The 26,770-nt window shown below is 60.3% G+C and carries 29 protein-coding genes; 16 read left to right on the top strand and 13 right to left on the bottom strand.

Annotation, left to right across the window (positions count from 1 at the left end; genetic code table 11):
* Positions 1 to 145: 145 nt before the first annotated feature.
* Entirely contained in the window at positions 146 to 400 is a 255-nt protein-coding gene (locus tag C2E25_RS12705; protein WP_103116107.1) for a hypothetical protein, read from the bottom strand.
* 98 nt (positions 401 to 498) lie between these two features.
* Here C2E25_RS12705 and C2E25_RS12700 point away from each other — a divergent pair, with 98 nt between their 5' ends.
* From C2E25_RS12700 to C2E25_RS12635, 14 genes are all read left to right on the top strand, one after another.
* A complete protein-coding gene (locus C2E25_RS12700) occupies positions 499 to 1,752 on the top strand; it encodes an ATP-binding protein (protein ID WP_103116106.1) in 1,254 nt (417 codons plus the stop codon).
* Positions 1,753 to 2,226: 474 nt separating this feature from the next.
* Entirely contained in the window at positions 2,227 to 2,535 is a 309-nt protein-coding gene (rplU, locus tag C2E25_RS12695; RefSeq protein ID WP_103116105.1) for a 50S ribosomal protein L21, read from the top strand.
* 11 nt (positions 2,536 to 2,546) lie between these two features.
* Positions 2,547 to 2,801, top strand: coding sequence for a 50S ribosomal protein L27 (rpmA, locus tag C2E25_RS12690; protein ID WP_085010934.1), 255 nt, complete (start codon positions 2,547 to 2,549; stop codon positions 2,799 to 2,801).
* A gap of 149 nt (positions 2,802 to 2,950) precedes the next feature.
* Positions 2,951 to 3,979, top strand: a complete 1,029-nt coding sequence (gene obgE, locus C2E25_RS12685; protein WP_103116104.1) for a GTPase ObgE — start codon at positions 2,951 to 2,953, stop codon at positions 3,977 to 3,979.
* Positions 3,980 to 4,041: 62 nt separating this feature from the next.
* Positions 4,042 to 5,217 (top strand): glutamate 5-kinase, encoded by a 1,176-nt coding sequence (gene proB / locus C2E25_RS12680; protein WP_103116103.1) that lies wholly within the window; start codon positions 4,042 to 4,044, stop codon positions 5,215 to 5,217.
* Positions 5,217 to 6,473 (top strand): glutamate-5-semialdehyde dehydrogenase, encoded by a 1,257-nt coding sequence (locus C2E25_RS12675; protein WP_103116102.1) that lies wholly within the window; start codon positions 5,217 to 5,219, stop codon positions 6,471 to 6,473. Before proB ends, C2E25_RS12675 begins: the two co-directional genes overlap by 1 nt.
* Before the next feature lie 3 nt (positions 6,474 to 6,476).
* A complete protein-coding gene (gene nadD, locus C2E25_RS12670) occupies positions 6,477 to 7,121 on the top strand; it encodes a nicotinate-nucleotide adenylyltransferase (protein ID WP_103116101.1) in 645 nt (214 codons plus the stop codon).
* Positions 7,122 to 7,135: 14 nt separating this feature from the next.
* Positions 7,136 to 7,495, top strand: a complete 360-nt coding sequence (gene rsfS / locus C2E25_RS12665) for a ribosome silencing factor (RefSeq protein WP_103116100.1) — start codon at positions 7,136 to 7,138, stop codon at positions 7,493 to 7,495.
* The gene (gene rlmH, locus C2E25_RS12660) at positions 7,492 to 7,968 is read left to right on the top strand and encodes a 23S rRNA (pseudouridine(1915)-N(3))-methyltransferase RlmH (RefSeq protein WP_103116099.1); all 477 of its coding nucleotides are present in this window, start codon (positions 7,492 to 7,494) and stop codon (positions 7,966 to 7,968) included. The genes rsfS and rlmH overlap by 4 nt, the downstream gene beginning before the upstream one ends.
* A gap of 17 nt (positions 7,969 to 7,985) precedes the next feature.
* Positions 7,986 to 8,339 (top strand): TraR/DksA family transcriptional regulator, encoded by a 354-nt coding sequence (locus tag C2E25_RS12655; RefSeq protein WP_085010940.1) that lies wholly within the window; start codon positions 7,986 to 7,988, stop codon positions 8,337 to 8,339.
* 126 nt (positions 8,340 to 8,465) lie between these two features.
* The gene (locus C2E25_RS12650; RefSeq protein WP_103116098.1) at positions 8,466 to 9,824 is read left to right on the top strand and encodes a tetratricopeptide repeat protein; all 1,359 of its coding nucleotides are present in this window, start codon (positions 8,466 to 8,468) and stop codon (positions 9,822 to 9,824) included.
* A gap of 2 nt (positions 9,825 to 9,826) precedes the next feature.
* Positions 9,827 to 11,377 carry a 2,3-bisphosphoglycerate-independent phosphoglycerate mutase gene (gene gpmI, locus C2E25_RS12645; RefSeq protein WP_103116097.1) on the top strand — a complete coding sequence of 517 codons (1,551 nt, stop codon included), beginning with the start codon at positions 9,827 to 9,829 and terminating at the stop codon, positions 11,375 to 11,377.
* An 86-nt stretch (positions 11,378 to 11,463) separates the two neighbouring features.
* Positions 11,464 to 12,207 carry a ComF family protein gene (locus tag C2E25_RS12640; RefSeq protein ID WP_103116096.1) on the top strand — a complete coding sequence of 248 codons (744 nt, stop codon included), beginning with the start codon at positions 11,464 to 11,466 and terminating at the stop codon, positions 12,205 to 12,207.
* Between the two features lie 10 nt (positions 12,208 to 12,217).
* Positions 12,218 to 13,744 carry a PAS domain-containing sensor histidine kinase gene (locus tag C2E25_RS12635; protein WP_103116095.1) on the top strand — a complete coding sequence of 509 codons (1,527 nt, stop codon included), beginning with the start codon at positions 12,218 to 12,220 and terminating at the stop codon, positions 13,742 to 13,744.
* Positions 13,745 to 13,757: 13 nt separating this feature from the next.
* On the opposite strand, the gene C2E25_RS12630 is transcribed toward C2E25_RS12635, so the two are convergent.
* The 5 genes from C2E25_RS12630 to C2E25_RS12610 form a co-directional block, all read right to left on the bottom strand.
* A complete protein-coding gene (locus tag C2E25_RS12630) occupies positions 13,758 to 14,219 on the bottom strand; it encodes a hydrogenase maturation protease (protein ID WP_269845113.1) in 462 nt (153 codons plus the stop codon).
* Positions 14,206 to 15,483: a Ni/Fe hydrogenase subunit alpha gene (locus C2E25_RS12625; RefSeq protein ID WP_103116093.1), complete on the bottom strand. Its 1,278-nt coding sequence runs from the start codon at positions 15,481 to 15,483 to the stop codon at positions 14,206 to 14,208. Before C2E25_RS12625 ends, C2E25_RS12630 begins: the two co-directional genes overlap by 14 nt.
* The gene (locus C2E25_RS12620; RefSeq protein ID WP_103116092.1) at positions 15,480 to 16,217 is read right to left on the bottom strand and encodes an NADH:ubiquinone oxidoreductase; all 738 of its coding nucleotides are present in this window, start codon (positions 16,215 to 16,217) and stop codon (positions 15,480 to 15,482) included. Before C2E25_RS12620 ends, C2E25_RS12625 begins: the two co-directional genes overlap by 4 nt.
* The gene (locus C2E25_RS12615; RefSeq protein ID WP_103116091.1) at positions 16,214 to 18,127 is read right to left on the bottom strand and encodes a 4Fe-4S dicluster domain-containing protein; all 1,914 of its coding nucleotides are present in this window, start codon (positions 18,125 to 18,127) and stop codon (positions 16,214 to 16,216) included. The genes C2E25_RS12620 and C2E25_RS12615 overlap by 4 nt, the downstream gene beginning before the upstream one ends.
* Positions 18,128 to 18,516: 389 nt before the next feature.
* Positions 18,517 to 19,884, bottom strand: a complete 1,368-nt coding sequence (locus C2E25_RS12610; RefSeq protein ID WP_103116090.1) for a sigma-54-dependent transcriptional regulator — start codon at positions 19,882 to 19,884, stop codon at positions 18,517 to 18,519.
* 374 nt (positions 19,885 to 20,258) lie between these two features.
* Here C2E25_RS12610 and C2E25_RS12605 point away from each other — a divergent pair, with 374 nt between their 5' ends.
* Positions 20,259 to 20,726 (top strand): hypothetical protein, encoded by a 468-nt coding sequence (locus tag C2E25_RS12605; RefSeq protein WP_103116089.1) that lies wholly within the window; start codon positions 20,259 to 20,261, stop codon positions 20,724 to 20,726.
* Positions 20,727 to 20,803: 77 nt separating this feature from the next.
* Here the strand turns inward: C2E25_RS12605 and C2E25_RS12600 are convergent, their stop codons facing one another.
* The 7 genes from C2E25_RS12600 to C2E25_RS12570 all read right to left on the bottom strand — a co-directional run bounded on the left by C2E25_RS12600 (position 20,804) and on the right by C2E25_RS12570 (position 26,118).
* Positions 20,804 to 20,986: a hypothetical protein gene (locus C2E25_RS12600; RefSeq protein ID WP_103116088.1), complete on the bottom strand. Its 183-nt coding sequence runs from the start codon at positions 20,984 to 20,986 to the stop codon at positions 20,804 to 20,806.
* Positions 20,987 to 21,063: 77 nt separating this feature from the next.
* Positions 21,064 to 21,450: a cytochrome c3 family protein gene (locus C2E25_RS12595; protein ID WP_103116087.1), complete on the bottom strand. Its 387-nt coding sequence runs from the start codon at positions 21,448 to 21,450 to the stop codon at positions 21,064 to 21,066.
* A 33-nt stretch (positions 21,451 to 21,483) separates the two neighbouring features.
* Positions 21,484 to 22,233: a 4Fe-4S dicluster domain-containing protein gene (locus C2E25_RS12590; protein WP_103116086.1), complete on the bottom strand. Its 750-nt coding sequence runs from the start codon at positions 22,231 to 22,233 to the stop codon at positions 21,484 to 21,486.
* 31 nt (positions 22,234 to 22,264) lie between these two features.
* Positions 22,265 to 23,485, bottom strand: a complete 1,221-nt coding sequence (gene nrfD, locus C2E25_RS12585; protein WP_233189424.1) for an NrfD/PsrC family molybdoenzyme membrane anchor subunit — start codon at positions 23,483 to 23,485, stop codon at positions 22,265 to 22,267.
* 61 nt (positions 23,486 to 23,546) lie between these two features.
* Positions 23,547 to 23,990 carry a NifB/NifX family molybdenum-iron cluster-binding protein gene (locus C2E25_RS12580; protein WP_103116085.1) on the bottom strand — a complete coding sequence of 148 codons (444 nt, stop codon included), beginning with the start codon at positions 23,988 to 23,990 and terminating at the stop codon, positions 23,547 to 23,549.
* Positions 23,991 to 24,018: 28 nt separating this feature from the next.
* On the bottom strand, positions 24,019 to 24,354 hold the full coding sequence (locus C2E25_RS12575; protein WP_103116084.1) for a hypothetical protein: 336 nt from the start codon (positions 24,352 to 24,354) through the stop codon (positions 24,019 to 24,021).
* A gap of 432 nt (positions 24,355 to 24,786) precedes the next feature.
* On the bottom strand, positions 24,787 to 26,118 hold the full coding sequence (locus tag C2E25_RS12570; protein WP_103116083.1) for a sigma-54 interaction domain-containing protein: 1,332 nt from the start codon (positions 26,116 to 26,118) through the stop codon (positions 24,787 to 24,789).
* A 309-nt stretch (positions 26,119 to 26,427) separates the two neighbouring features.
* Here C2E25_RS12570 and hypA point away from each other — a divergent pair, with 309 nt between their 5' ends.
* A complete protein-coding gene (gene hypA / locus C2E25_RS12565; protein ID WP_103116082.1) occupies positions 26,428 to 26,769 on the top strand; it encodes a hydrogenase maturation nickel metallochaperone HypA in 342 nt (113 codons plus the stop codon).
* The last annotated feature ends 1 nt before the right edge of the window (position 26,770 follow it).

Genomic DNA, 26,770 nt, shown 5'->3' with positions numbered 1-26,770 from the left:
TAGTTTCGGCAAAAACCATCCTACCCGCCCGGAAAGGGCAATGCTCTAATTTTTACATCCGCCTACCCACAGATTCTGCGGAGGAGGCATAAATCTTATGAATGTCCCATCTGGTTCCGTGGCAACTCAAATCCGTTGCGATTTGTCAACTTGTCAAGCACGACCCCTTCACGACCCCAAATTTCGCGACAAAGCCAGACTCAATGGCGCCATTGAAATGGCCCTCTCCCACAAAACCCTGCACAATTTTCTCGCCTTCAAACGCCAGCTGGAGCAGGCCTTCCAGTGCCGATCGACCTTGGCTTCGAAAGCACCCTGAATCCAGAAGTGAAAAAGGGACATCGCCGGGAAGGTGTTCTATGCCCAGGTCGCCGGCTACCAGCACCCACAGCCCGGCCAAGAGATCTTCTCGACTTACGATCAGACGACACCTTTGTTTACGATTGGACGACATTCCGCTTTACAGATGGACGACAATAGTTTTTACTGTCAGCCATCATGGACAATACTGACTATCCACGCTTACTGCAGCTCCGACTGGAAGAAGCCCTCGGTGACACTCCCGTGGTACTGATCCACGGCCCACGCCAGTGCGGCAAAACCACATTGGCGCAAAAAATCGGCAAGCAGTACGGCTACCACTACCTGAGTTTTGACGATGTCAACCTGGTTGCGGCCGCCAAGGCTGATCCGGTTGGATTTGTCGACCGCCTGGGCCAACGGGTTATTCTCGATGAAATTCAGCACGTCCCGGAGCTGTTCAGTTCCATCAAGCAAAGCGTGGACCGTCAGCGTCAGCCTGGCCGCTTCCTTCTTACCGGCTCCGCCAACGTACTGCTGCTTCCCAAGCTTGCGGACTCCCTGGCCGGGCGCCTGGAAATCCTGCCTTTGCGCCCCCTGGCCCGTTGTGAAATTGAACAGAGCGGCTCCGGATTATTGTCGCAGCTGCTGAACAGAAGCTTTGATATCCACTGTACGGGCAAGCTGGGAGAACAGCTTGCGGCTCACATTGTCGCCGGAGGTTTTCCGGAACCCCTGCAACGACGGAGCGAGCGGCGCAGGCGGCTGTGGTATCAGAATTATGTCGAAACGCTGGTACAGAGGGATATTCGCGACCTGGCACGCATCAGCAACCTTGATGCGATCCCCAAAGTTCTGCAGCTGGTCGCAGTGCAAAGTGCGCAATTGCTCAACATGAGTACGATAGCCGCGCCGTTTCAGATCACCCGCCAGACAATAACGGCCTATTTCGCCCTGCTGAAAAATATCTTTCTGATCGACACCTTGCCGGCATGGCACGGCAACAGGGGAAAGCGCCTGGTCAAAACCCCCAAAGTGCATATGACCGACACCGGCCTGGTGGCTGCCCTGCTGGGGATGAATGCCGCTCAACTGGAAGCCGACCGCATCATGCTCGGGCACCTGCTGGAAAGCTTCGTCTATAATGAATTGCGCCGCCAGGCGAGCTGGGCCGACAGCAATCTTGAATTTTTTCATTTCCGGGACAAGGATCAGTACGAGGTCGATATCGTTATCGAGCTGGATGGACGCGGAATGATTGCCATAGAAGTCAAGGCTGCAGCCACCGTCACCGAAAAGGATTTCAAAGGGCTGAAAAAGCTGCGCTCAATAGCGGGCCCGGCCTGGCTGGCGGGCATTGTGTTCTACGACGGCGAAAGAGTCCTTCCCTTCGGAGAGCAGATGCTTGCCGTGCCGATCAGTGCTTTGTGGGGTTCCGGCAGAGAATCCTGAATCCGTGGGTTTGTGCCGGATGAAGAGTGTAAGTGCTTGGCCTGGATGCGATTTTCAAAAAATCTAAGGCGCACCCATAGGTTCGCCGGTGATTTTTGGGAAACGCAGGCAGGTCAATGGCTTGCGCTATTCGCCGGTGACAAGCTCACGGATTCAGGAGAATGACATGTGATTTCAGCCTGGACACATGTTTCAATCCTTGCCCCTGTCAGCGTCCATCGGCGTAATCGGCGGCAGAAAAGGGTTTTTGCAGTCCCCCGTGGGGAGATGGAGGAGCCAGGCTGATTCTGACCAGAGACGGACTAAACACTACAGGAGAACCGTCCTGCGCGCCAACGGCTTAAATCCCCCAAAAAAACCGAGCAGCCTCCGCCCCGGATTTTTCCTTGACAGCCCCCCGACAGGGGCCCTATAGTTCGTTGTTCCGGGTGAATTCCCGGGAAAAAATCAAAGCGAGAGTGAGGTGAAGTGGTTATGTACGCGGTGATCAAGACCGGAGGAAAACAATATAAAGTTTCCGAAGGCGACCTGCTCAAGGTCGAAAAGCTCGTCGGATCGGTGGGAGATTCCATCGAACTGGACGAAGTCCTCATGGTCGGCGGAGAAGAGGTTAAAGTCGGAACACCTCTATTGCCCAATGCGAAAGTCACTGCCCGGATCGTCGAACAAGGCAAGGATAAGAAAATCCTCGTCTTCAAGTCGAAAAAACGGAAGGGCTATCGCAAGAAGAACGGGCACCGTCAACCCATTACCCGACTCAAAATTACCGGTATCGAGGCCTGAGGGAGGAAACCATGGCACACAAAAAAGCTGGTGGCAGCTCCAAGAACGGTCGCGATAGCGTTGGTAAGCGCCTCGGCGTGAAACGCTTCGGCGGCCAGAATGTCAGTGCGGGATCGATCCTGGTGCGGCAGCGCGGCACCACCATCCATCCCGGCAACAACGTCGGTTGCGGCAAGGACTACACCCTGTTCGCCCTGATCGACGGCGTGGTCAAATTCGAGCGGCTCGACAAGACCCGCAAAAAGGTCAGCGTCTACGCCGACTGAATTTCGCCACCGAGAGAACAACTGCCCAAAGCCCGAGGTTCACTGAACTTCGGGCTTTTGGCTTTCAAAGGCGGCTAAAGGCACAAGGCTAAGGGCAAAAGGATCTCCTTTGGCCTTTCGCCCTTAGCCTTGTGCCGATTTTAAAACCTATGAACTTCGTCGATGAAGTAAAAATCAATGTCAAGGCTGGTGACGGCGGTCGCGGCGGGCTCTCTTTCCGCCGGGAAAAATTCATTCCCCGCGGCGGGCCGGACGGTGGTGACGGCGGTGACGGCGGCAATGTCATCCTGCGCGTCGATCCCGGCCTCGGCACCCTGCTCGACCTGCGCTACAAGATCCACTACAAGGCCAAAAACGGCGCCCCCGGTCTGAGCCGAAACATGCACGGCAAGAACGGTGAGGACTGCGTCATCAGCGTCCCCCCCGGAACCCTGGTCTATGACGACGACAGCGGCGAACTGCTGGCCGACCTGACCGGCCGCGACGAGCGGATCGTCCTGCTCAAGGGCGGCATGGGCGGTCGCGGCAACGCCCGCTTCGCCACCAGTACCAATCGCGCACCGCGGCATTTTCAGCCCGGCACCGAGGGCGAGGCCAGGCGCCTGCGACTGGAACTCAAGCTGCTCGCCGACGTCGGCCTGGTCGGACTGCCGAATGCCGGCAAAAGCACCCTGATCAGCGCCATCTCGGCGGCCCGACCGAAAATTGCCGACTACCCCTTCACCACCCTGGTGCCGAACCTCGGCGTGGTCGGTTTCGGCGGTTATCGCTCCTTCGTGGTGGCCGACATTCCCGGCCTGATCGAAGGTGCCAGCGATGGTCAGGGGCTCGGCAGCCGCTTTCTGCGTCACATCGAACGGACCGACCTGTTTCTGCACCTGGTCGACCTATCTCCGCTGCAGGAGGCCGACCCGCTGGAAAGCTTCGCCATCCTCAACCGCGAACTCGGCCGCCACAACCCCGAACTGGCCGACAAACCACAGCTGATCGCGCTCACCAAGCAGGATCTCACCGAGGTCCGCGACCGCACCCCGGAGGTACGGGCCCATTTTGAGCAGCTCGGCTACCAGGTTTTCTGCATCTCGGCGGCCACCGGCGAGGGACTGGAGCCGCTGGTCCACGCCCTCGGCCGAAAGCTGGACGAACAGCGCCGATCGACCCCGGAAACGGAAAGTTGACAGCAATCCCGGACAAAGGGTAATCTTGACCTCTTTTTTCAACAAAAATCGCTAGTTATACTATGAAAAAACAGCTTCCGGCAGACATAAGACGGGTCGTCATCAAAATCGGCAGCACCGTCATCTCCGATGAGACCGGCCTCGACGACAAGATGCTGGATGCCATCTGCGAGGATGTCCACCAGCTGCTGCTGCGCGGTCACGAGGTGATCCTGGTCTCCTCGGCGGCCGTCGCCGCCGGCAAGGCCGACCTCGGCATCAGCGGCCGGCCGCAGACCATCCCCCTGCGCCAGGCCGCCGCCGCCATCGGCCAGAGCCGTCTGATGCGCGCCTACAAGGAACGTCTTCGCCCCCACGGTCACAAGGTCGCCCAGGTGCTGCTGACCCGTGACGACCTTGCCAACCGGCGCCGTTACCTCAACGCCCGCAACACCCTGATGACCCTGATAGAGCACCGGGTGGTGCCGATCATCAACGAAAACGACACCGTGGTGGTCGACGAACTGCGCTTCGGCGACAACGACAACCTCTCGGCCATGACCGCCAACCTCGCCGAAGCCGGGCTGCTGGTCATTCTTTCCGACGTCAACGGGCTTTACGACCGGGACCCCGGTCGGCACCACGACGCCCGCCTGATCCCGACGGTCGAGCGGATCGACGCCCGGATCGAAGCGATGGCCGGGGAAAGCGCCTCCAACCTCGGCACCGGCGGCATGGCGACCAAACTCAAGGCCGCCAAACAGGCCGCCCTGTGCGGGGCAGCGACGGTGATTCTCAACGGCCGGGTTCCCGGCAACCTGCTGCGCCTCTTCAACGGCGAACAGGTCGGCACCTCTATTCTGCCTGCGCAGGACAAACTGGCCGCCCGCAAGCACTGGATCGCCTTCACCAAGAAACCGCGCGGCAGACTGCTGCTCGACGCCGGCGCTCTCAGAGCCGTCTGCGATGGAAACAAGAGCCTGCTGCCCTCCGGCATCAGCACCATCGAGGGCCGCTTCGAACGGGGTGACGCGGTTCGCCTCTGCGACCTGCAGGGACTTGAGGTCGCCCGCGGCATCGTCAATTACGCCGAGGCTGAACTGCTGCAGATCATCGGTCGAAAGTCATCCGAGATCGCCGCCATTCTCGGCTACAAGTACGGGGATGAAGTGGTTCACCGCGACAACCTGGTGCTGCAGCCCGAGTTGCCGGACGGAGGACCAGGCCCTGAAATGAGCGAACCTAGGGAGAAGAACTGATGACCATCGCCGAACAGATGAAGCAGATTGCCATCGATGCCCGCCGCGCTTCGCGACGCATGGCTGACGTGTCCAGCGGCGTCAAGAATCAACTGCTGATCAACATGGCCGCGGCCCTGGAGAATGAAGCCGCCACCCTCCAGCGGGAGAATGCCAGGGACCTTGAGGCCGGCCGCGCCAAGGGACTTTCGGCCGCCATGCTCGACCGGCTCGAATTGGACGACAAGCGCATCCGCGGCATGGCCGACGGTCTGCGCGAGGTCGCCGCCCTGCCCGACCCGGTCGGCGAAATCACCGGTATGTGGCGCCGCCCCAACAACCTGCAGGTCGGACGGATGCGGATTCCGCTCGGGGTGATCGGCATCATCTTCGAGAGCCGTCCCAACGTCACCGCCGACGCCGCCGCGCTGTGCCTGAAAAGCGGCAACGCGGTCATCCTCCGCGGCGGCAGCGAAGCCCTGCACTCCAACAGCGCCATCGGCGCCATCCTGCAACGGCAGCTGACCGATCTCGGCCTGCCCGCGGCGGCCGTGCAGGTGGTGACCACCAGCGACCGGGCGGCGGTGACCGAGCTGCTCAAGCTCGAAGAACAGATCGACCTGATCATCCCCCGCGGCGGCGAAGGCCTGATCCGCTTTGTCTCCGAACATTCGCGCATCCCGGTCATCAAGCACTACAAGGGGGTCTGCCACGTCTTTGTCGATGCCGGCGCCGACCTGGAGATGGCGGAAAAGATCGCCGTCAACGCCAAGGCTCAACGTCCCGGCGTCTGCAACGCCATGGAGACCCTACTGGTCCACCGGGAGATCGCCGCCGAGTTTGTCCCGCGGGTGGTCAAAGCTCTCACCGCAGCCGGGGTTGAAGTGCGCGGCTGCCCACAGGTGCGCAATCTCGCCCCCGAAGTCAAGGCGGCGACGGAAGAGGACTGGGACGCCGAATATCTCGACCTGATCCTGGCGATGCGGGTGGTCGACGGCCTCGAAGCCGCCGTCGACCACATCAACGAACACGGTTCGCTGCATACCGAGGCGATCGTCACCCGCGACTACGCCAACGCCCAGCGTTTCCTGCGACTGGTCAATTCGAGCACGGTGGTGGTCAACGCCTCGACCCGCTTCGCCGATGGCGGCGAACTCGGGCTCGGCGCCGAGATCGGCATTTCCACCACCAAGCTCCACTCCTTCGGCCCGATGGGCCTTGAAGATCTGACCACGCGCAAATTCATCGTTCTCGGCGAAGGGCAGATCAGGAGCTGAGGAATGAAACTGGGCATTCTCGGCGGCACCTTCAACCCGATCCACCTGGCGCACCTGCGCATCGCCGAAGAGGTCCGCGAAGCCTGCCGCCTGGACAAGGTGCTGTTTCTTCCGGCCGCCACCCCCCCGCACAAGCAGGTAGCTGCCGCGGTCCCGTTCGCCATCCGCTTTGAGATGGTGCGGGCGGCGATTGCCGACCACGACAAATTCAGCGTCAGCGACATCGAACAGCAGCACCCGGGGAAAAATTATTCCGTTCAGACCCTGCAGCTGCTGCGACAGGAATTTCCACGGGCCGAGTTCTATTTCATCATCGGTCTCGACTCGTTCCGTGACCTGCCGAGCTGGAAAAATTATCAAAAACTGTTCGAATTGACCCACCTGGTGGTCGTCACCAGGCCCGGCATCAATGACGGGAACCCCTTTGAACTGCTTCCCGTTGCAGTTCAAAATCAGTTCTGCTATAGTTGCTCACCCGAAAAATGGCAGCACCAGAAGGGCAAAACCCTGCTGTTCCTGAATGATACTCCTCTCGGGATTTCCTCCACCGGAATCCGGGAACTGGTCGCCACGGGTCGATCGATACGTTACCTGGTCCCTCCGGCGGTCGCGGCGTTGATCGCGCGACACGACCTCTACCGGAGCTAGAAAGGATACTTGGCTTGCAGTCGAAAGACCGGGCTCTGCTCTGCACCCACCTGGCGCTGGAAAAAAAGGCGCTGGATCTGAAAATTCTCGAAGTCAACGGACTCTCCTCCCTGACCGATTACCTGGTCATCGCCAGCGGCACCTCCGACCGCCATGTGCAGGCCGTCGCCGAAGAAATCCGCGTCGGGCTGAAACGGGACCACGGCATCCAGCCTCTGGCCGTTGAGGGCATGGATGACGGCCGCTGGGTTCTGCTCGACTACGGCGATGTGATGGTTCATGTCTTTCAGCCGGAGGTCCGCAGCTTCTATGACCTGGAAGGGCTCTGGAGTGAAGCCCCGGAAATTGTTCCGGAGGCGGAAGAGCCGACGTGAAACTGAGGCTGGTCTGTGTCGGCAAGCTCTCCCGGGACTGGCTTCGGGAAGCGGCCGCCGACTACCGGCAGCGACTGCAGCGCTATCTTCCTTTCGAGCTGGTCGAACTGAAGGAAGAAAAGGGCGGCGGCAAAAAACCGAACACGGCCCTGCTGCGGGAACGGGAAGGCGAACGGATACTCGCCCAGCTTGCCGCGCCGGGAACAACCCTGGTGCTGGACGAACAGGGGAAACAACTCAGCTCGGTTGAACTGGCCCGGCTACTCGACGAGCAGATGACCGCCGGCCCGCAGAATCTGAATCTGGTCATCGGTGGCGCCTGGGGCCTGAGTCCGGCCGTCAAACAGCGGGCCGACAGGATCCTCTCCCTGTCGCGGCTGACGTTCACCCACCAGATGGCACGCGTCATCGCCCTGGAACAACTCTACCGGGCGATGACCATTATCCGCAATGAACCGTACCACAATGCCTGAAGGAGGCTGGAGGGGCAATGAATCAGGAAGAACTCGAAGCAGCTAAACAACTCCTTCTGGAGATGCGCCGGCAGGTTCTCCAGGAGGTGCAGGGATCGATGCACACCTACCGTGAACTCGGAGAAGAAAGCCTGCCGGACATCAGTGACGTCTCGGCCAATGCCGCCAATCGCGACGTACTGCTCAATCTCGGCGCGACCCAGCAGCAGAAGATCCGCGATATCGATGCCGCCCTGGAGCGCATCCGCTCCGGCGAATACGGTGTCTGCGTCCGCTGCGAGGAGGAAATCAGCCAGGCCCGGATGAAGGTCCGCCCCTTCTCGCGCTTCTGCATCGACTGCAAAACCGACATTGAAAAGTTCGGCGAATAGACACCGGCCCGCCTCCCGCGGCGCGGCGCTCTGCCGGCAACAGGATAATCCGCCGGCCGGACAAGACAAACGCCTGGTTTCAGGTACAATGTTATTCCAGTGGGCAACCTGCCCCGGGAGCATGCCATGACAATTCTCGGATTTTTACTGCTGGTCATCCTTTTCCTGTCGTTCTTCATCTACTGCAGCTGGCTTAATCCGGAAGACATCACCCTGATCTACTGGACCGGCAAAAGCATCACCTTTTCGCCGGCACTGCTGATTCTCGGCTTTGTCCTGGTCGGCCTGTGCATCGGCTACGGCGCGCATATCTACAGCGTCCTGGTCCACGGGGTCAAACACTGGCGCCGTGAACGCAGCGAGAAGAAAAGCAAGGAAATCAGCGCCATCTACCGCGAAGGCGTCGGCAGACTGCTCTCCGGGGATCTGAAAAAAGCCCGGGTTCTGCTGCAGAAAACTCTCGAACGCGATCCGAAGAGCATCGATTCGCTGATCGCCCTGGCCAGCGTGCAACTGCAGGATGGTGAAGGCAGCGAAGCAGTCAAACTGCTGCTCAAGGCGCGGGACATCGACGGTAAAAACCTGGAAGTGCTGTTCAAACTCGCCACCACCTACCAGAAACTCGACCAGACCGACGAAGCGATCGAGGCCTACCAGGCGATCCTCGCCCTTGAGGCCGACAACCGCAAGGCGTTGCGCTCGCTGCGCGACCTGCATATCGCCGCCGGCAACTGGCAGGAAGCCTATGACCTGCAGAAACGGGTGATCAAGGTGGCCCAGAAGAGCAAACGCCTCGCGGATGAAAAGAAGCTGCTGGCCAACCTGCGCTACGAAGTCGCCCGCCTGATGCTCGAAAACGGTGAAGCCGACAAGGCCCTGGGAGAATTCCAGGACCTTGTCAAGGACGCCCCGGAACTGGTTCCCGCCCGCGTCTCTCTGGGCGACGCGCAGAAAGCCGTCGGCCGGGGAGACGATGCGGTCCGTACCTGGCAGGAAGGCTACCAGAAGCTGGGCCGCAGCATCTTCCTCTCCCGCCTTGAAGATTATTACATGGAGACCGAGGATCCGGCCGGCCTGCTGACCTTTTACCGCGACGCGACCAGCCGAAAACCTGACGACATGCTGCTGCGGCTCTTTTTCGGCAAATTCTGCCTGCGGCTGGAAATGGTCGAAGAGGCGATTGACCAGCTGTACATAGTCGAAAGTTCCGGCATCGAATCAACCCAGCTCAACTTCCTGCTCGGTGAAGCCTATCGACGACGTGACCGGATCGAGGACGCGGTCGAAGAATACAAGCGGGCGCTCGGCACCAACAAGCATCTGCGTCTCGGCTTTGTCTGCGATCACTGCGGCAAATCCTACCAGGATTGGCAGAGCCGCTGCGATGAATGCGGCAACTGGGGCGGGTTGAGTCTCATCAACCGCCAGCTGTTCCACGAAGCCCGGCCGATCGAGGTCAGGGAAATCCACCACGGTGAGAGATAGAAATGAAACACAATGCGAAAGCCCCCCTGGCCCTGGTCATCCTCGATGGCTGGGGCCAGGCTGATTGTACTCCCGACAACGCCGTCTGCCAGGCACGGACTCCGGTTCTCGATCGATTATTCAAGGAATTCCCCCACACCACCCTTGGCGCCTCCGGACTCGATGTCGGCCTGCCTGACGGACAAATGGGCAACTCCGAAGTCGGGCATCTCAACATCGGCGCCGGCCGGGTCGTCTACCAGGATCTGACCCGGATCAGCAAAAGCATCGAAGACGGCGACTTCTTCACCAACCCGGTGATGCTTGAGGGCATGCGCAAAGTTCGCGAAAACGGCGGCAAGCTGCACCTCTGCGGCCTGCTCTCCGACGGCGGCGTCCACTCGCACAATACCCACCTCTACGCGCTGGTCGAAATGGCCAGGCAGCAGGGCATCGGGGAGATCTGCATCCATGCCTTCATGGACGGACGCGACACGCCGCCGAAAAGCGGTGCCGGCTACCTGCGGGAGCTGGAAAATCAGCTCAAGAAAATCGGCGCCGGAGCTATCGCCACGGTCAGCGGCCGCTTTTACGCCATGGACCGCGACAACCGCTGGGAACGAATCGAACGCGCCTGGCAGGCACTGGTCAACGGCCGGGGAATAACCGCCACCGACAGCGCCGGGGCCATCGAAGAAGCCTACGCCGCCGGGCAGAGCGACGAATTCGTCGAGCCGCGCGTCATCCTGCGCGACGGCAAGCCGCTCGCGACAGTCGACGATGGCGACGGCATCCTCTTTTTCAACTTCCGCGCCGACCGGGCCCGCGAACTGACCCGGGCCTTCACCTTCGACGATTTCGACGGTTTTGACCGGGGAGGACATCCCGAACTGGCCTGCTATCTCTGTCTCACCGAATATGACGAAACCTTCGGCCTGCCGGTTGTTTTCCCTCCGGAAAGCTACCCGGACATCTTCGGCGAGGTTCTCGCCAAGGCGGGTAAAACCCAGCTGCGGATCGCCGAAACCGAAAAGTATGCCCATGTCACCTTCTTCTTCAACGGTGGCGTCGAGGAGCCCTTCGCCGGGGAGGACCGGGCGCTGATCCCATCTCCGAAAGATGTTGCCACCTACGACCAGAAACCGGAAATGAGTGCCGCCGAGGTGACTGACGAAGTCGTGGCGCGGATCGAATCAGGACAGTATGACGTCATCATCCTCAACTTCGCCAACCCCGACATGGTCGGACACACCGGGGTTTTCCCGGCAGCGGTCAAGGCGATGGAAACCGTCGATGCCTGTCTCGGCCGCGTGGTTGAAGCGGTCCAGGCAGCCGGGGGCGGCCTGCTGATCACCGCCGATCATGGCAACTGTGAAAAGATGAGCGATCACGGCCAGCCGCACACCGCCCATACCAGCGACCCGGTCGCCCTGCTGCTGGTTGATGACCGCTACCGTCGGGCCGGTCTGCAACCCGGGGTTCTTGCCGACCTGGCCCCGACCATGCTGCAGCTGCTCGGGCTGCCGCAACCGGCCGCCATGACCGGCCGCAGCCTGCTGCAGACATCCTCCTGAATCTGTGAAGCCCACGGATTCAGGATCCTGACGTCACATCGGAAGCCGGAGCAGGGGCTCGACAAACGTGACCTTCGGAGGGGGATGTGCACTGGAAACAAGCACTGCTTGATGAGTTTGCGGCGGCCGGCCGCTGGTTGCTGCCGGCCGTCTGCCCGCTCTGCGATGACCGGCGCGACGTCCACCTGCCCCTGTGCGGAAGCTGTCTTGACGCTCTGCCGCCATTGCCCGAAGCGCGTTGTCCGCGTTGCGACCTGCCCTACCCGGCCATAGAAGGATCACCCCATCTCTGTGGCGACTGTATCACCTCTCCCCCTCCTTTTGATGCCGTCTGTGCGCTCGGACCCTACAGCGGATTGCTGAAACAGGCCATCGGCCGGCTCAAGTACCACCGCCTGCCGCTGCTCGATCAACCGCTGGGCCAGCTGCTGGCCGCAACCGTCCGCCATCGCTGGCCGCATTATGCACCGGACCTGATTATCCCGGTGCCGCTGCACCCGCGACGATTGCGCGAACGCACCTTCAACCAGTCGCTGCTGCTGGCCCGGATGCTGGGAAAGACACTGTCGGCCCCGGTGTCCTCCCGGTTGCTGCGTCGGGTGCGGCATACACCACCACAACAGGGGCTGAATGCCGCTGAAAGGCAGAAAAACATGCAACAGGCCCTGAGGATCGATGATAAACTTAACGACAGATCGATCCTGCTGGTCGATGACGTCATGACCACCGGCGCCACCGCCCGGGCCTGCAGCAGGATGCTGCGGCTGGCCGGTGCGGTCGAAATACGGGTGGCGCTGCTGGCGCGTGCCCCACGCCATCTGCAACCATGAGGCACATTTTTTGCTGCCGACAAGGGTCAAGGACATTCCGTTGCAACCGGACAAAGAAACCATGAAACAGGCGCCATTAACCGATTTTCTCAAACTGCTGCCGGTCGAACTGCTGTTGCGCACCATGCCCAGCGGCCTGTTCCTGGTCGATACGGACCAGCGGGTGGTCTACTGGAACAGCGAAGCGGAACGGATCACCGGCTACAGCGCCGAGGAAGCACTCGGCCGTCACTGCTCCTTTCTCGAAGGAGTGGAATGCGGCCGCGGCTGCGGGCTCTACAGCCCGACCGTTGAAAAACCGGTTATCGGCGCCTTCTGTACCATTTACACCAAGACGGGCGATTCCCTCATCATCAGTAAAAATATCGACTATCTGCGCAAGGATGGTGAGATCGTCGGCGGCATCGAGTCCTTCATTGATGTCACCGAGCAGAAAAAACTCGAAGCCGCCCTGCGCCGCCAGAGCGAACAGCTGGAAAGCACTGTCGCCCAGCGCACCGCCGAACTGGAAAAGGAACGCAGCCGCCTGAACAGCCTGCTTGAGGCGATGACCGACTTCGCCTACATCGTCACCGATGATTACCAGGTTTCCTACATGAACCGGGCGATGATCGAACAGCTCGGCGACCATATCGGCGAGTGCTGTTTCAACTCCTTCCACGACCTGGACCATCCCTGCCCCGACTGTCCCATCGAGCGGGTCGGCGCCGGTGAAATCGTCCGCGAAGAACGCTTTATCCCGAAACTGAAACAGACCCACGAATTGCTGCACACCCCCCTGGCGAACAGTGACGGGAAGACGTTGAAACTGGCGGTCTGCCGCGATATCACCGAACGCAAGGCGGTGGAGCAGGCGTTGCGTGACGCCAATAAGGAGCTTGACGCCTTCGCCCACACCGTCTCCCACGACCTGCGTTCGCCGCTGACCCCGATTATCGGCTTCGCCGAGTACCTGCGCGAACAGTACCGGGACAAACTGGATGAGCAGGCCCTCGGGCTGCTGCAGGACATCGAAACCCAGGGACTCAAGATGCTGCAGCAGATGGAAGACCTGCTGGTCCTGGCACAGATCGGCAAACTGCCGCAACCGGCCGAGCCGCTGTCGACCAATGCCGTGGTCGCGGATGTGATGGAGAACCTGCGGGATGAGATCGCCGACAAACAGGCCGAGATCAGCGTCGGCCCGCTGCCCGCGGCCCGGCTGCCGGAAACCCTGCTGATCCAGATGTTCAGCAACCTGATCGGCAACGCACTGCGCTACGGCTGCGAACCGAGAGGCACGATCGAAATCAGCGGAGATCGGGAAGGCCGACGGTTGCGCTACCAGATCCGCGACCACGGCCGGGGACTGGAAGAAAAGGAACGGGAACGGATTTTCGAACCCTTCACCCGCGGCCGGTCCAGCACCGGCGAGGGCACCGGCATCGGCCTGGCGATCGTGGCAAAACTGGCCCGCATCTACAATGGCCGCGCCCGGGTCGAGGAAACCCCGGGGGGCGGCTGCACCTTCGTCGTTGAAATGCTCGAACCGGAATAATTCCTGACCCGGATTATTCGCCACACTCCAGCCGCCGCCGCAACTCCGCCAGGGCGGCAGCGACACCGCGACGACCCGCCATCGACAGCCCCATCCTCCGCTCAACCAAACCCGGCTCGACCGCGAGCAGACTGAACTCCTGCGGCAACGCGTCAAGAGCCATGGCCAGCTGCAGAACACCGGCCGGCCCGGCATGGGCATCAAAACCACCCGGCTCCAGGCAGAGCAGATCGGCGGCATCCAGCCAGCGCCAGCTTCCGGGACTCCGCCCCATGCGCACGGCATCAACCAGCCAGACCCGTTCATACCCCTGCCAGAGATCGAGCAGTCCGAGGCCGATCGTGCCGGCCTCGACCACGGCCACCCCGGCCGGAAGAGGCTCCCCGGCAAGACGTTCAGCGACCGTCACGCCGATACCATCGTCCCCCATCAACGGGCTGCCAACACCGATAATGAGCAGCTCAGGCGAAGTCAACGGTCAACAGGTGGGTTGAGCAACTGACACAGGGATCATAGGCGCGGATCAGTTTTTCACACTGACGGGTCAGCTCTTCGCGCCCGGACGACAGCAGTTGCGGCACCAGGGCACGCAGGTCGGCTTCAATATTGGCCAGGTTCTGGGCCGTCGGAATCACGCAGTCGGCCTGTTCGATACGTCCATCGGCGGCATAGCGATAAGCGTGGAAAAGCAGGCCGCGGGGGGCCTCGATAGCCGCCGCGCCCCAGCCCGGCCCCTTGGGTGTCGGCAGCTCTTCCGGCGCCAGGCCGGCAAGCAGCAGATCGTCGATCAGATGAATGGCCCGCTCGACGCCATGGACTACCTCCACCAGGCGCGCCGCCAGAATCCGGTAGGGATTGCAGGTGGTCGGTCCGACCTCCAGGGCCGCGGCGACCTGGGTCGCCATCGGCGAGAGATGGTCGAAATTGTTCCGCAACCGCGCCAGCGCGCCGACCATGAAACTTTCTCCCGACAGGCGGGCGAATTTGGCGTTTGAATGCGGCACCAGGTATTCCTCGATCACCTGCTGGTAATCCGCCACCGCGCAGTCAACCCCGGCACTGGAAACCAGGCGCCGGCCGAAAATTGGATAGTCTCCGTCACCGCGCAGGGAAAAGTATTCCGTTTCCCGTTCAAAATCGGGGTAATCGAGGGCGGCGAAAATATCAACGCTCGCTTCCAGATCGGGCAATGCCGCGACCAGGTCGCGACGCAGTCCCTGCAGTTCGGCCGCCTCCGGCAGCCGCAAAAATCCGCCGACCGTCGGCGTCACCGGGTGCACCGGGCGGCCGCCGACAATCCGGCAGATATCATTGGCCAGTTTTTTCAGCTGCAGGGCATGGCCGACCAGGGCGCGTTCACTGCGCACCAGCGGCAGAATACTCGAAACCCCGTAGTAATCGGGAATCGCCAGGAAAAAGAGTTGCAGCAGGTGACTCTGCAGAATTTCCCCATGGGCCAGCAGCAGGCGCAGGATACGGGTCTGTTCACTGACCTCGATACCGAGCGCCTGCTCGGTGGCACAGAGCGAAACCAGGGTATGAGAATTGGAGCAGATCCCGCAGATGCGCGCGGCAATGGGGGCCACTTCGGTGTAATGTTTGCCTTTCAGCATCGCCTCGAAAAAGCGGGGCGACTCGACGATTTCAAGCCGCAGCTCACGCAATGTGCCGCGCGCGCTGTCGATCACCAGGTTGGCATGCCCCTCGATGCGGGCCAGGTGCTGGACAGCAATTTTCATCCCCGCTTCTCCCCGCTCAGGTTGAAGATGCGCAACTCATTGAGGATATCCTCCTCACTCAGGCCGTGTTCTTCGAGAATCCGGTAATAGGGGCCGGAGCGGGGCGCGTCGACCTGGCCGCGACAGCCGCGGCAGCGGTCACCCTCGGCGATGCAATGGGCGTCGCAGCCGGCACGGGTCAACGGCCCGAGGCAGACCACTCCGCGTTCGAAGGTACAGGGCAGCTCCAGCAGCTTGCATTCGGCGCAGACAGCATAGGTCGGCAGCTCAGGCATCCGATCGATCAACAGGGACTGGAGGATGGCAAGAAATTCCCGGCCGTCGATCGGGCAGCCGGGGACCCGGCCGTCGACCTTGACGAAGGCCTCCAGCGGCCGGGGATGCCGGTATCGCAGATGGCCGACCGCCGTCCCGTAGACTTCCCCCACCAGCTGTTCCGAGGTCCTGTCCGTGCAAAGAGCGTTGATGCCGGTGGTGTCGGCACAGGCGCCCAGAGCGAACAGCTGCCGGCTGCGGGCGCGAATCGCTTTGAGGCGGCGGATCTCCGCGGAGCTGCAGATACTCCCTTCGACAAAGGCGATGTCGAGCGCCTCGCCCTGGTCCGAGCTGATCTCACGAAATTCGACGATCTCCATCAACTCGACCAGATCGAGCAGCTCCCGCTCAAGGTTGAGGACCGTCAACTGACAGCCTTCGCAACCGGTGAAATCAAAAAACCCGACTTTCGGCTTCATCGTTCAATCGCCTCGCGCAGGTGCTGTACCTGGCTGTAGGGGAAAATCGGCCCGCACTGGCAGACCGTGATATCGTTGATCTGGCACCGCCCGCACTTGCCGAGTCCGCACTTCATGTGCCGTTCCAGGTTCAGGTAAATGGTCTCGGTGGTGAAACCGAGACCGAACAGCAGCGGATTGACGTTGCGATACATCACCGCCGGACCGGAAACCGCCGCCACCGCGCGCGCCGGTACGATATCGAGATCCCGGAACAGGTGGGTGATATCCCCGCCGGTCACTCCCCACTGGGAACCGAAATGCTGCACCGCGAAGCGGCAGTCGAGCTGATCCCCCAAATGCCAGCGCTTCAGGTCATCCCGGAACAGGGCCTGGTCGATGCTGTGAGAGCCGTAAAGCAGCATCACCCGGCCGAACTCCCCGCGTCGGGCAAGGATGGTCAGCAGCAGAGAACGCAGGGTCACCAGGCCGATACCGCCGGCCACCAGCAGCACATCCCGGCCGACGAACTCCTCGACCGGAAAACCGTTACCGAAGGGACCGCGCACACCGATGGCGTCACCAGCCTTGAGCCGATGCAGCGCCCGGGTCAGGCTCCCCTTGGAACGGACCACCAGCTCTATTTCGTGGCCGTCGGCATCGGGCGCTGAAGCGATGGTCAAAGGCGCTTCACCGACGCCGAACACCGAGACCTGCATGAAGGCACCGGGACGGAAAGAGACCGGCTCGGGAAGCCGCAGGCGGAACAGCTTCTCCCGCCCGGTGAGAGAATCGACCGACAACAGCTCGGCCATCTGCGGCTGGTATTCAAGACCGGGAGAGGGACTCTGCTCGGCCGCGACCTGTTCGGCGAAGAGGCTGTTGAGAACCTCCGTGTTGTCGATCCCGGCCAGGCACTCGCGGGCGCAGCGGCCGCAGCCGACACAGGCGGTGCGCTGGTGTTTTTCCCACAGGTACTTGTACTTGCGAAAGAATCGATGACGCTGGCGGTCAGTCTGGTCGGGGCGGAAATCACTGCCGCCGGAAACCCTGGTGAACTGGTCGAACTGGCAGGAATCCCAGGTTCGCACCCGCTCGCCGCCCTGCAGATTGAGATCCAGCCGATCCTGGACATTGAAACAGTAGCAGGTCGGGCAGAGTAGATTGCAGGAACCGCAGCCGAGACAGCGCTCACCGATCTCCTGCCAGATGGCGTGGTCATAGACTTCGCCCAGCACCGGAGCGAGCGATTCCATCGGAAAACGGATGCTGCGCTGACAGCTTTTGCCGGCCGGAGGCAGTTGTGGATTGTCAACCTCGCGGATTTCCGGCAGATACCGGCGCAACAGACGCAGACCACGGGCCGAACCGACCCGGGCCAGGTACCCATCATTGCTACGATGGAGAAAAAGATCGAATCCACTGTCGATCTTGTCAGTGCCGAGACTGGTACAGAAACAGAACGCGTCCGGCTCGCAGTCGACACCGATCAGTACCGTTGCCTGACGCTTGGCCTGGTAGGTACTGTCGGCCTCCCCTTCAAACAGACAGTCGTCGAGGACCTGCACCGCGTGCAGGTCGCAGGGGTGCATGCCGAAGATCACCCGCGGCACGGCAGCCTTTTCGGCTTCCAGCATCACTTTGCCACCGAGCCGGAAACGAAACAATTTTTCCCAGTTGGGAAAAAGGAATTTTTTCGGCGAATGGACCCGCGGCGGGAATTCAAGCTCCAGCTCGGCCGGATCGCTGATGCGGTCGAGCGTGTAGCGTCCATCCTTCATCCGGGCACCAACCACCTCGTAGGCGACACTCAGGGAACGCACCAACCGGTCGATATCACCGCGGGAGAGGAGATACCAGGCACCGGGTCCAGCCTGTTTTTCAGGCTGACCGGGCCGGGGCTGGATCTGGAGAGCTTCGTTTTTGTCCAAGAGGAACCATTTCTTTCGCAAACAGGAGGCTTCAGTCTACGCAAGGGGGCTTTGCCGGGTCAAGCGGGAGGGATAAAGAGACCGCTCACCAATTCACCACATACGGTTCAAGGCGGCTCAAACGTCGTCAGATGCAAGGCACACGAAGACTGAAACCACAGGCGTAGCGGCAGCTACGTCGAGGAGTGAAGGCTGAGCGCAACGCCGCAGGCGGGTGCGTATCGGCCGCCCTCCCCTCACCACCGTTGAAGGCGGTTGAGACGTGCGTAGATGCAAGGCGTCTCACGCGCCGAGAAATGAGGCGTAGCGGCAGCTACGTCGGAATGACGAGGTGCGGGAGCAACGCAGCAGATGCGTGCGTATCGGCCGCCCTCGCAGCAGGCGGATGCTTATCGGCCGCCCTGCTCCTTAGTGATGTTGTATTGCTTGATCTTTCTGTCCAACGTCTTCCGGGCGATTCCGAGAATGCCGCTGGTCCTGAGCTTGTGATAACCGGTCTGACGGTAGACCTGCTCGATGTAAAGCCGCTCGACATCTTCGAGAGACAGCTGCTCCCCGGGCAGGGAAAATTCGACCGGACCTCCCTCGGAGATCTTGACCGGCAGGTGGGCGACGTCGATGACATCTCCCTCGGCGAGGATGGTGGCCATCTCGATGACATTTTCCAGTTCCCGGACATTGCCGGGCCAGTGGTAGCTGACCAGCAGAGAAAGCGCCTCGGAGGTGATGCCCTGATCGCCACGCGGCGAATATTTCTTGATGAAAAACTGTGCCAGCGGCGGAACGTCATCTTTACGCTCACGCAGCGGAGGAACCTTGAGGGTCACCACATTGAGGCGGTAGAAGAGATCCTCGCGAAAATTGCCAAGCCGGACTTCGGCCTCCAGGTCCTTGTTGGTGGCGGCAATAAAACGGACATCGGCCTTGCGGACCTTGGTCGAACCGACCGGGATGAACTCCTTTTCCTGGAGCACCCGCAGCAGTTTGGCCTGCAGGGCGGCGCTGATATCACCGATCTCATCGAGAAACAGGGTACCGCCGTCGGCCTCCTCGACCAGCCCGCGATGATTGGCCGCCGCCCCGGTAAAAGCGCCCTTGATGTAACCGAAGAGCTGACTTTCCAGCAGCGTATCGGTCAGCGCCGCACAGTTGATGGTCAGAAAACGCTCTTCATTGCGCCGGCTGCTGTAGTGGATGGTCGAAGCGACCAGTTCCTTACCGACACCGCTCTCCCCCTGGATGAGAACGCTCGCCTCGCTCGGCGCGACTTTCCTGGCCAGGTCAACGACCTTGCGGAAAGCACTGCTGCGAAAAATGACCTGGTCCGGATCAAAACGCCGGCGGATCTCGGCCTTGAGCGAACGGTTCTCGGTCACCAGGCGGTTACGCTCAATAATCTTGTCAACCAGAGCAAACAGTTCATCGGCGAAGAAGGGTTTGATCAGGTAGTCATGGGCCCCCTGTTTCATGCAGTCGACGGCGCCGCGCACGGTGGCAAAGGCGCTCATCATCACCACCGGCAACTGCGGCTGCATCACCCGCAGGCGGCGCAGCACCTCCATACCGTCCGTCCCCGGCATCTTCACATCGAGCAGCACCAGGTCGGGCTGGGCGTCACGCTGCTCCTGCAGCATCTTCAGCAGCGGCGCCCCACCGGCAAAGGTATCGACCTGAAACCCGCGCGATTCGAGCATGGCGCGTAGAAAATCCAGAATCTCCTGCTCGTCGTCACAAACCAGAATCCAGCCCTGTTGCATAATGTCATCCTTGATGGTCTCGCAAATTCTCTACCGATGGCTAAGCAAAATTTTCGCACAACAACGGGGTGCGGACATTTTGCGAGGTCATCATCCTTGGCTATTCAAATGGCGAAACCGCATTGTCGCAGCAGTTGATTCACTGGGCCGAACCATAGCAGATTCCGCAGACCTGCGGCAACGGCACGAATCCAGAATAAAGACGGCCGGGATGGCGGCCGATTATTTACATTGAGAAGAGAATGCCGAAAACCATCCCCGAATCAGTAATTCAGGGATGGTCAAAGAGATGAATCTGCGGTATATTAGTAAAATTGAATGGTAAGTACCACATCTTGCTACCCGGACTTCATTAGAACAAATGAGGCATCGGCATGTGGCAAAAAGCCCTGACCGTCATTTCAAGTGAACGTTACACCGTCCTGTTCGCATTGCACATGGGGGGCCTTTACCTGCTTCCCGGGCTGTTCGGCGGACACCCCTGGCAGCCGACTCCCACCTGGTTCTTTGTCTTCCTGACCCTCTCCTACCTGATGGCGGTTCTGTTTCGCAGCTGCTACCGCACCCGAACCGAACATCTCGCGGGACTTCCGGACCGCATGGAGCCCCCCTGGCTGTTCAAATTGATAGTTTTCTGTATCGAATGGGTCAAGGCGATTGCCGGTGCCGTGCTGGTGATCTGGTGGATCGGCGGTCTGCTCTTCATTCACGATTTTTTCAGCCAGTATTCTCTTATCATTCCATGGCTGGTCAGTCTTCTGCACTCCATCCTGATCTACCTGCTGGCCCAACTTAACCAGAGCCTGTTCGACCTCATTTCTTTCGGCGCCACCCAGGATTGATCCAGGCAGCACCTTCTCCACTTCCGGAGCCGGGAGCCGCGAAGCGACTCCTGACTCCGGTTCCCACACAACATGGCTCAACCGTTGAAATTCGCACCAATCCAGGCCAGGATGGGCCAGGCGACCAGGACCAGGGTACAGGTCGCAAAAAGCGCCAGAACGATGGTCAGCGCAGCGAGCCAGAGGTTGGCGACCGGGTTGCGTTCAACCTTACTGATACCGGCTTCATGGGTCATGGTTTGGGATTTGAGAGCTGTCATGACAAGCCTCCTTGTTGTCGTTGGCCACTGTGTTTAATGGTGACCATGGTTTAAAGTATCCTTCCGGTGAACAGTTCCTACTTCCGGTCATGCTCAGGGGCATTGATCAGGCCGAGGGCCCGCTTGTAGCCCTTGACGCCTTCATGGCAGACCGCGCAGCGGGTTTCTGACGAAAAGGCGGTGCTGCCATCATGGCAGGCTCCGCAGTAGTTCCCTTCCGCCAGACTCTTCATGGTGAAATCATCCTTCGCTTCCGCAGTGCCGGCCTCGTAGGCGAACAGCCCCTCGTGGCAGGAGTCACACTCCAGCCCCAACTCTTCAACATGCAGGGTATGACTGAACAGAACCCCGACCACCGGTTGCTTGAAATGGATATCACCTCCATGATCGACATCCTCGGCAAAACCGGGGCCGGCAATCAGCAAGACCAGTCCGCATATCAGACAGATGAAAAACAAGCGCATGACATGAACCTCCTCAGGGTCGACCCGCCGGCTTCAGCCACGGGTGTAGAAAACATTGGGTTTGGTTCCGGCTTCCGGCCGCAAGACCCAGACGGTCCGGCCGATCTGGTGAACCACCCGATGAACCGGATCGTCATCCCGGGACAAGTCACCGAAAATCCGTGCCTGTGCCGGACAGGCGGCGGCACAGGCGGTCAGCTTCCCGCCCCGGTCAAGCCGCGCCTCCCAACAGAAATCGCACTTGTCGACCGCCATCTTTTCCTCGTTGAAATAGCGGGCGTTGTAGGGGCAGGCCATCTGGCAGGTCAGACAGCCGATACACTTCTTCGGGTTCATCATGACGATGCCGTTACGCCGGTCCTTGTAGGTTGCCCTGGTCGGACAGACCCGAACACATTGCGGCAGATTGCAGTGATTGCAGAGCACCGGGATGAACTCACGCTGTTGCCCCTCGGCATCGGGTCGAACCCGTTCGAGAATGTCGGTCCGGTAGCCGTAGGCCGGCACGTGGTTGGTCTTGGCGCAGGCCTGCTTGCAGCGTTCACAGTCGATGCAGCGATCCTGGCGGATCAACATCCCGTAGTGCGGCTTGTAGGGATACTGGGCGAGGAAATCGCCGCTTGAGGCGAAACTCCGGCGAACACTGCTGGTCACCGCGAGAATGGTTCCCCCGGCGAACACTCCGGTGATGGCAAAACCGAGCTTGAGAAAATTGCGCCGCTGCCGGTCGGGCAGGTTCTCGATCCCTTCGTTTTTCAGATTGTCGAACTTCAAAGCTGTCATAACGATATCTCCAGTGTCGAATCACAGGGGTTCAGTGATGATGAGAGTCAACCTTGTGACCATCGAAAATCTTTTCTCCGAGCAGAAACAGGCAACCGGTCAGACCGAACCCGCCCAGAGTGACCAGGATTTCCAGATAGGACGGAAAATACTCGATCAGCCCTCTGGCCTCGTTGACCCCGAGGGAGTAGTAAACCGGAACGGCCTGTCCAACAATGACCATGTTGTAACGCATGAAGAACAGGCCGACGATCATCAGCGCCGACCCCACAAACATGAGGCGCAGATCGGTTCCCCTGGAGCAGATGAAGAGAATCAACGGCAGAACAAGGGCCAGGCCTATTTCAAAAACCCAGAAATTGACGGCGTAAGGACCACGGATCAGCGCCATGGCTCCCAAATAGGCACCGCCGGGCTCCCCGGCGAGCAGAGCGACCATCCGCCAGACGGTAAAGAACGACACGATGCAAATGCCGAGAATAGCCACCTTGCAGCAGGCGTTCATGGCCTTCGCCATGGTTTCGTTCATCGACTCGCCCCTGAGACGATAGGCCAGGACGTGGAAGAAGATCAGTACGGCGGCCCCGGTCATGACCGCCGAAGCGATGAAAAAGATCGGCAGGTAGGCGCCGTGCCAGAAGTCACGCCCATTGAGCAGGCCGAACACGCCTGCCAGGTTGCTGTTAGCCGCGACCTCGCCGATCACCGCAATGAAACCGCAGACAACCGCCAACCGGTATTTCCGGAGATAGAGAAAAGCGAACTCCAGGATCATAACCATCAGGGCGACCCCGTAGAGGGTGCCCATCCACCAGATATTCGATGTCAGATTGGGAGAGATGATATTGTAGAGCATCATCCGGATCGGAACCTTGATCTCCGCGCTGATCACGAAAAACCCGGCGCACAGGGTTACGATCGCCAGAAATACCGCACGCTTGGCGAGCGGCACGAATGATTCGACCCCGAAAATGTGACCGATGCTCGAAACCAGACAGAGGCCCGTCGACGTCACAACAAAATAAATGTACGTCGAGATGAGAACCCCCCAGGTCAATTCCCGACTGACGTTGTAATAGATGTGATGCCCCCCCACCGTAGCCATCAGCCCGGCGGCTGAACCGGCCAGCATGATCAGGGCGCAGATCAGCAGGGCCAGATAGTAGGAGTTGCTGCACGATTTGATGCGGTCGACAAGCAGGCTTTCAAGCTCATTGAGTGTCATGCCGTTGACGATGGTTCGCTGAGTCATGGTACAGTCCTTTCCTTCCCTGAATGATGTGATTCCAAGCCCACGGGGCCACTCCAAAGGGCTATCTCTGCTCACCAAACGGAAGAGCTTCGATCTTCGCGGAAACCGTTTCCGACAGGTTGCGGCGCACCTTGCCCATCAGACAGTAGGGGCTGCCGCTCTGGTTCGGTTCCGTCGCCGGCTGAAAATCCCCGCGCTGCCAGGCCAGCAGGGCACCCGCCGCCGAACCACTGACCCCGAGGTAGATCCGGATCCCGTGCCCGGTGAGCAGACGAAACGCCTTAGGGCCGACCCCCCCGGTCAGCACATGGGTCACCTGCAACTGGATCAGGACTTCCGCCGTCCGCTGCCCGGCCCCCTGCAGCACCGCCCGGTTCTCGCTGTTGTCCAGCACCAGCCAACTGTCCTCATCGAGGTTGTAGACCAGCAACCAGTAGGCGCGCCCCAGCCGGTCATCAATAGTGCAATCGGGGGTGGGGCCGCAGCTGCTGACAGCGATTTTCATGATCGGCTCCTCTGCCACCCGGGGCGATTCATAAAACCAGCGCCTGATTTCCGGCGTCTTCCAGGCTGCGCGTTTCCCGCCAGCGGGCCACCAGCTCCGCCGGTTCGGCGGGAGAAGTCTGCCAGTGCCAAACCCACTGCCGCTCCAGGCCGGACAGCAACCAGGTCGGGCGGTCACTGGAAACGATTCCGGAAACCAGCTGTTCGGCCAGCCACTGGCCGAAAGAGGCTGTCTCCGGATCGTAGGTATGCAACTGCCAGGAAGGATTCTGCTGCTCACCGGGGATGCTGACGATGAAGAAGAGGCGGGCCAGACCCTTATGGGGGGAAACCAGGCGATGGTAATAGGGAATGGCGACTTTCATAAACCGAGCCCTCCGAAACGCTGCAACACAAACCACGCCCGATAAGACTCCAAGAGCTGTGCCGAAAACACGATGAAACAAATTTAATTTTAAAATACCAACAAATTCAGTGACTTTTACCTTGGCCCGGCAACCTGGACCGGCCCGAAAGAAACCCGGCAGGTGTTGCAGGTGCAACGCCTATTTATTAAAACATTTTATGACAACCGTTGCGATCAACGTGTTTTTCGGCGATTTATGGTAGGCAGGAAACGATGAGACTGACAGGAAAATCCGGGAATCAACATCCGTTCTAAAAATTAGTCAAATATAATTGTTGCAGACAAATGAAGTGTTGCAGCAGGAAATGCAACATTTCAGCCACTGCGTCGCGTCCGGCAACCGCGGGACACGGCAGGCATAACGTCTGTGACCGAATCAGGGGGAGAAGGACTACAGGAGTTGGTAGCGCTTCATCCAGCGCCACAGGGTGGTCCGATCGACACCGAGATCGGCGGCGGTCTGCTGACGATTTCCGTGGTGCCGGTCGAGCATTTCAATAAGAGCTTCCCGTTGCGGCATCCGGGCAGGGCGAGACGGAGAAGCCTGGGCGGACAGGTGCTCGACAAATCCCCTGGGAAGATGTTCCGGCCCGAGTTCGCCATTACGCCCCAGGATCACCATCTGTTCAAGCAGGTTGAGCAGTTCGCGGACGTTGCCCGGATAGTCGTAGTCGAGCAGTTGCTGCAGAACGGCGGGCGCCAGTCCCCGGATCTGCTTGCCGTACTGGAGATTCAGACGTTCAAGAAAGCAGTCCACCAGCAGGGGGATATCCTCGGGGCGCTCCCGCAGCGGTGGGAGGCAAAGCGAAACCACGTTGATCCGGAAATAGAGATCGCGACGGAAGGTCCCCCTGTCAACCATCTGCTCGATGTTGCGATGGGTGGCGGTGACGAACCGCACATCGGCCTGCTGCGGCTGCCGGGCTCCCAGCGGCTGGTACTCGTGGTTCTCCAGCACCCGAAGCAGCTTGACCTGCAGCGGCAGGGGCAGGTCGCCGATCTCGTCGAGGAACAGCGTCCCCCCCTCGGCCATTTCCAGGCGGCCGGGCCGGTTTTCCACCGCCCCGGTATAGGCACCGCGCCGCGCTCCGAAGATTTCCGCCTCCAGCAACTGCTCGGGCAGGGCGCCGCAGTTGACCACCACCAGCGGCCCGTCACGGCGCGGACTCAGGTTGTGAACCGCCCGGGCGACCAGTTCCTTGCCGGTGCCGCTCTCTCCCTGGACCAGGACCGTGGCGTTGCTGGCGGCAATGTCCGGCAGCACATCAAACAGGCGGCGCATCTTCTCCGAGCGGCTGATCATCTCCTCAAAAGCATAGCGGGTGCACAGCTCTCTTTTCAGGCTGCTCAGCGAGGACAGATCGCGGATTGTCTCCACCGCACCGATGATCCGCCCGCCGGCGTCCCGCAGCACCGAAGCACTGATGGAAATGGGAACCTTGCGACCGCCTTTGTGCAGGATGTCGAACTCCCGGTTGATCACCGGCTGCCCGGTCGCCAGGGCCTCGCGAACCGGGCAGTCCGTGCCGCAGGCCACCGAGGCGAAAACCGCCTTGCAGGGCCTGCCGAGTACTTCGTCGCAACGATACCCGGTGATCTCTTCCGCTGCCCGGTTGAAAGAGGTGATGCACAGCTTCCGGTCGACAGTGAACACCCCGTCAGCCAGACTGTTGAGAACATCTTCGGACATCTCAGGATGGAGCTGAACAGTCTGATTCGGCATGTTGTGGACCTCGTTGCAGTACAGGACGAACCTGATGCAGAAACACGCACAGAAGAAAAACTGTGCCTAATTAGGATAATCAAACATTGGCTTTTCCGCAACAGAAATCGACTTCTGAATAGCTGGAATTTTCTCGGCAGATCCGCATCTTGCGAAATTTTCCGTTATCTTCAACAGGTTCCGCGCCGAAACCGTATACGGCAAACCCGCTTCCGGCCTCTTGATTTTTCCGCGGATAGCCCCGTATAGTGACTTTTCATCCTCACCCCTGAACCCGCGAGCGCATTCCGGCAGACCGGACAGTCATCCATGCACGAACTCGGCATCACCCGCAGCATTGTCGACATCGCCGAACGCACCGCCCGGGAACACGGCGGCACCAGAGTCACCTCGGTCACGGTCGAGATCGGCGCCCTCTCCGGAGTCATTCCCGATGCCGTGGAGTTCTGCTTTGAAGCCTGCAGCAAGGGCACCCTGCTCGACGGCGCCCGGCTGATCGTCGAATCAATTCCCGGCCTCGGCCGCTGTCCCGACTGCGGCCGGGAACAGGAGATCGACAACCACAGCTTTGCCTGCGGAGACTGCGGAGCCCTCGGCCTGGAACGGCTGCAGGGGGAAGAACTGCGTATCAAGGAACTGGAGGTCGACTGAC

It is taken from the genome of Geothermobacter hydrogeniphilus, assembly GCF_002898515.1.
GTDB lineage: Bacteria > Desulfobacterota > Desulfuromonadia > Desulfuromonadales > Geothermobacteraceae > Geothermobacter_A.
This window is presented reverse-complemented; position numbering and strand designations above follow the sequence as displayed.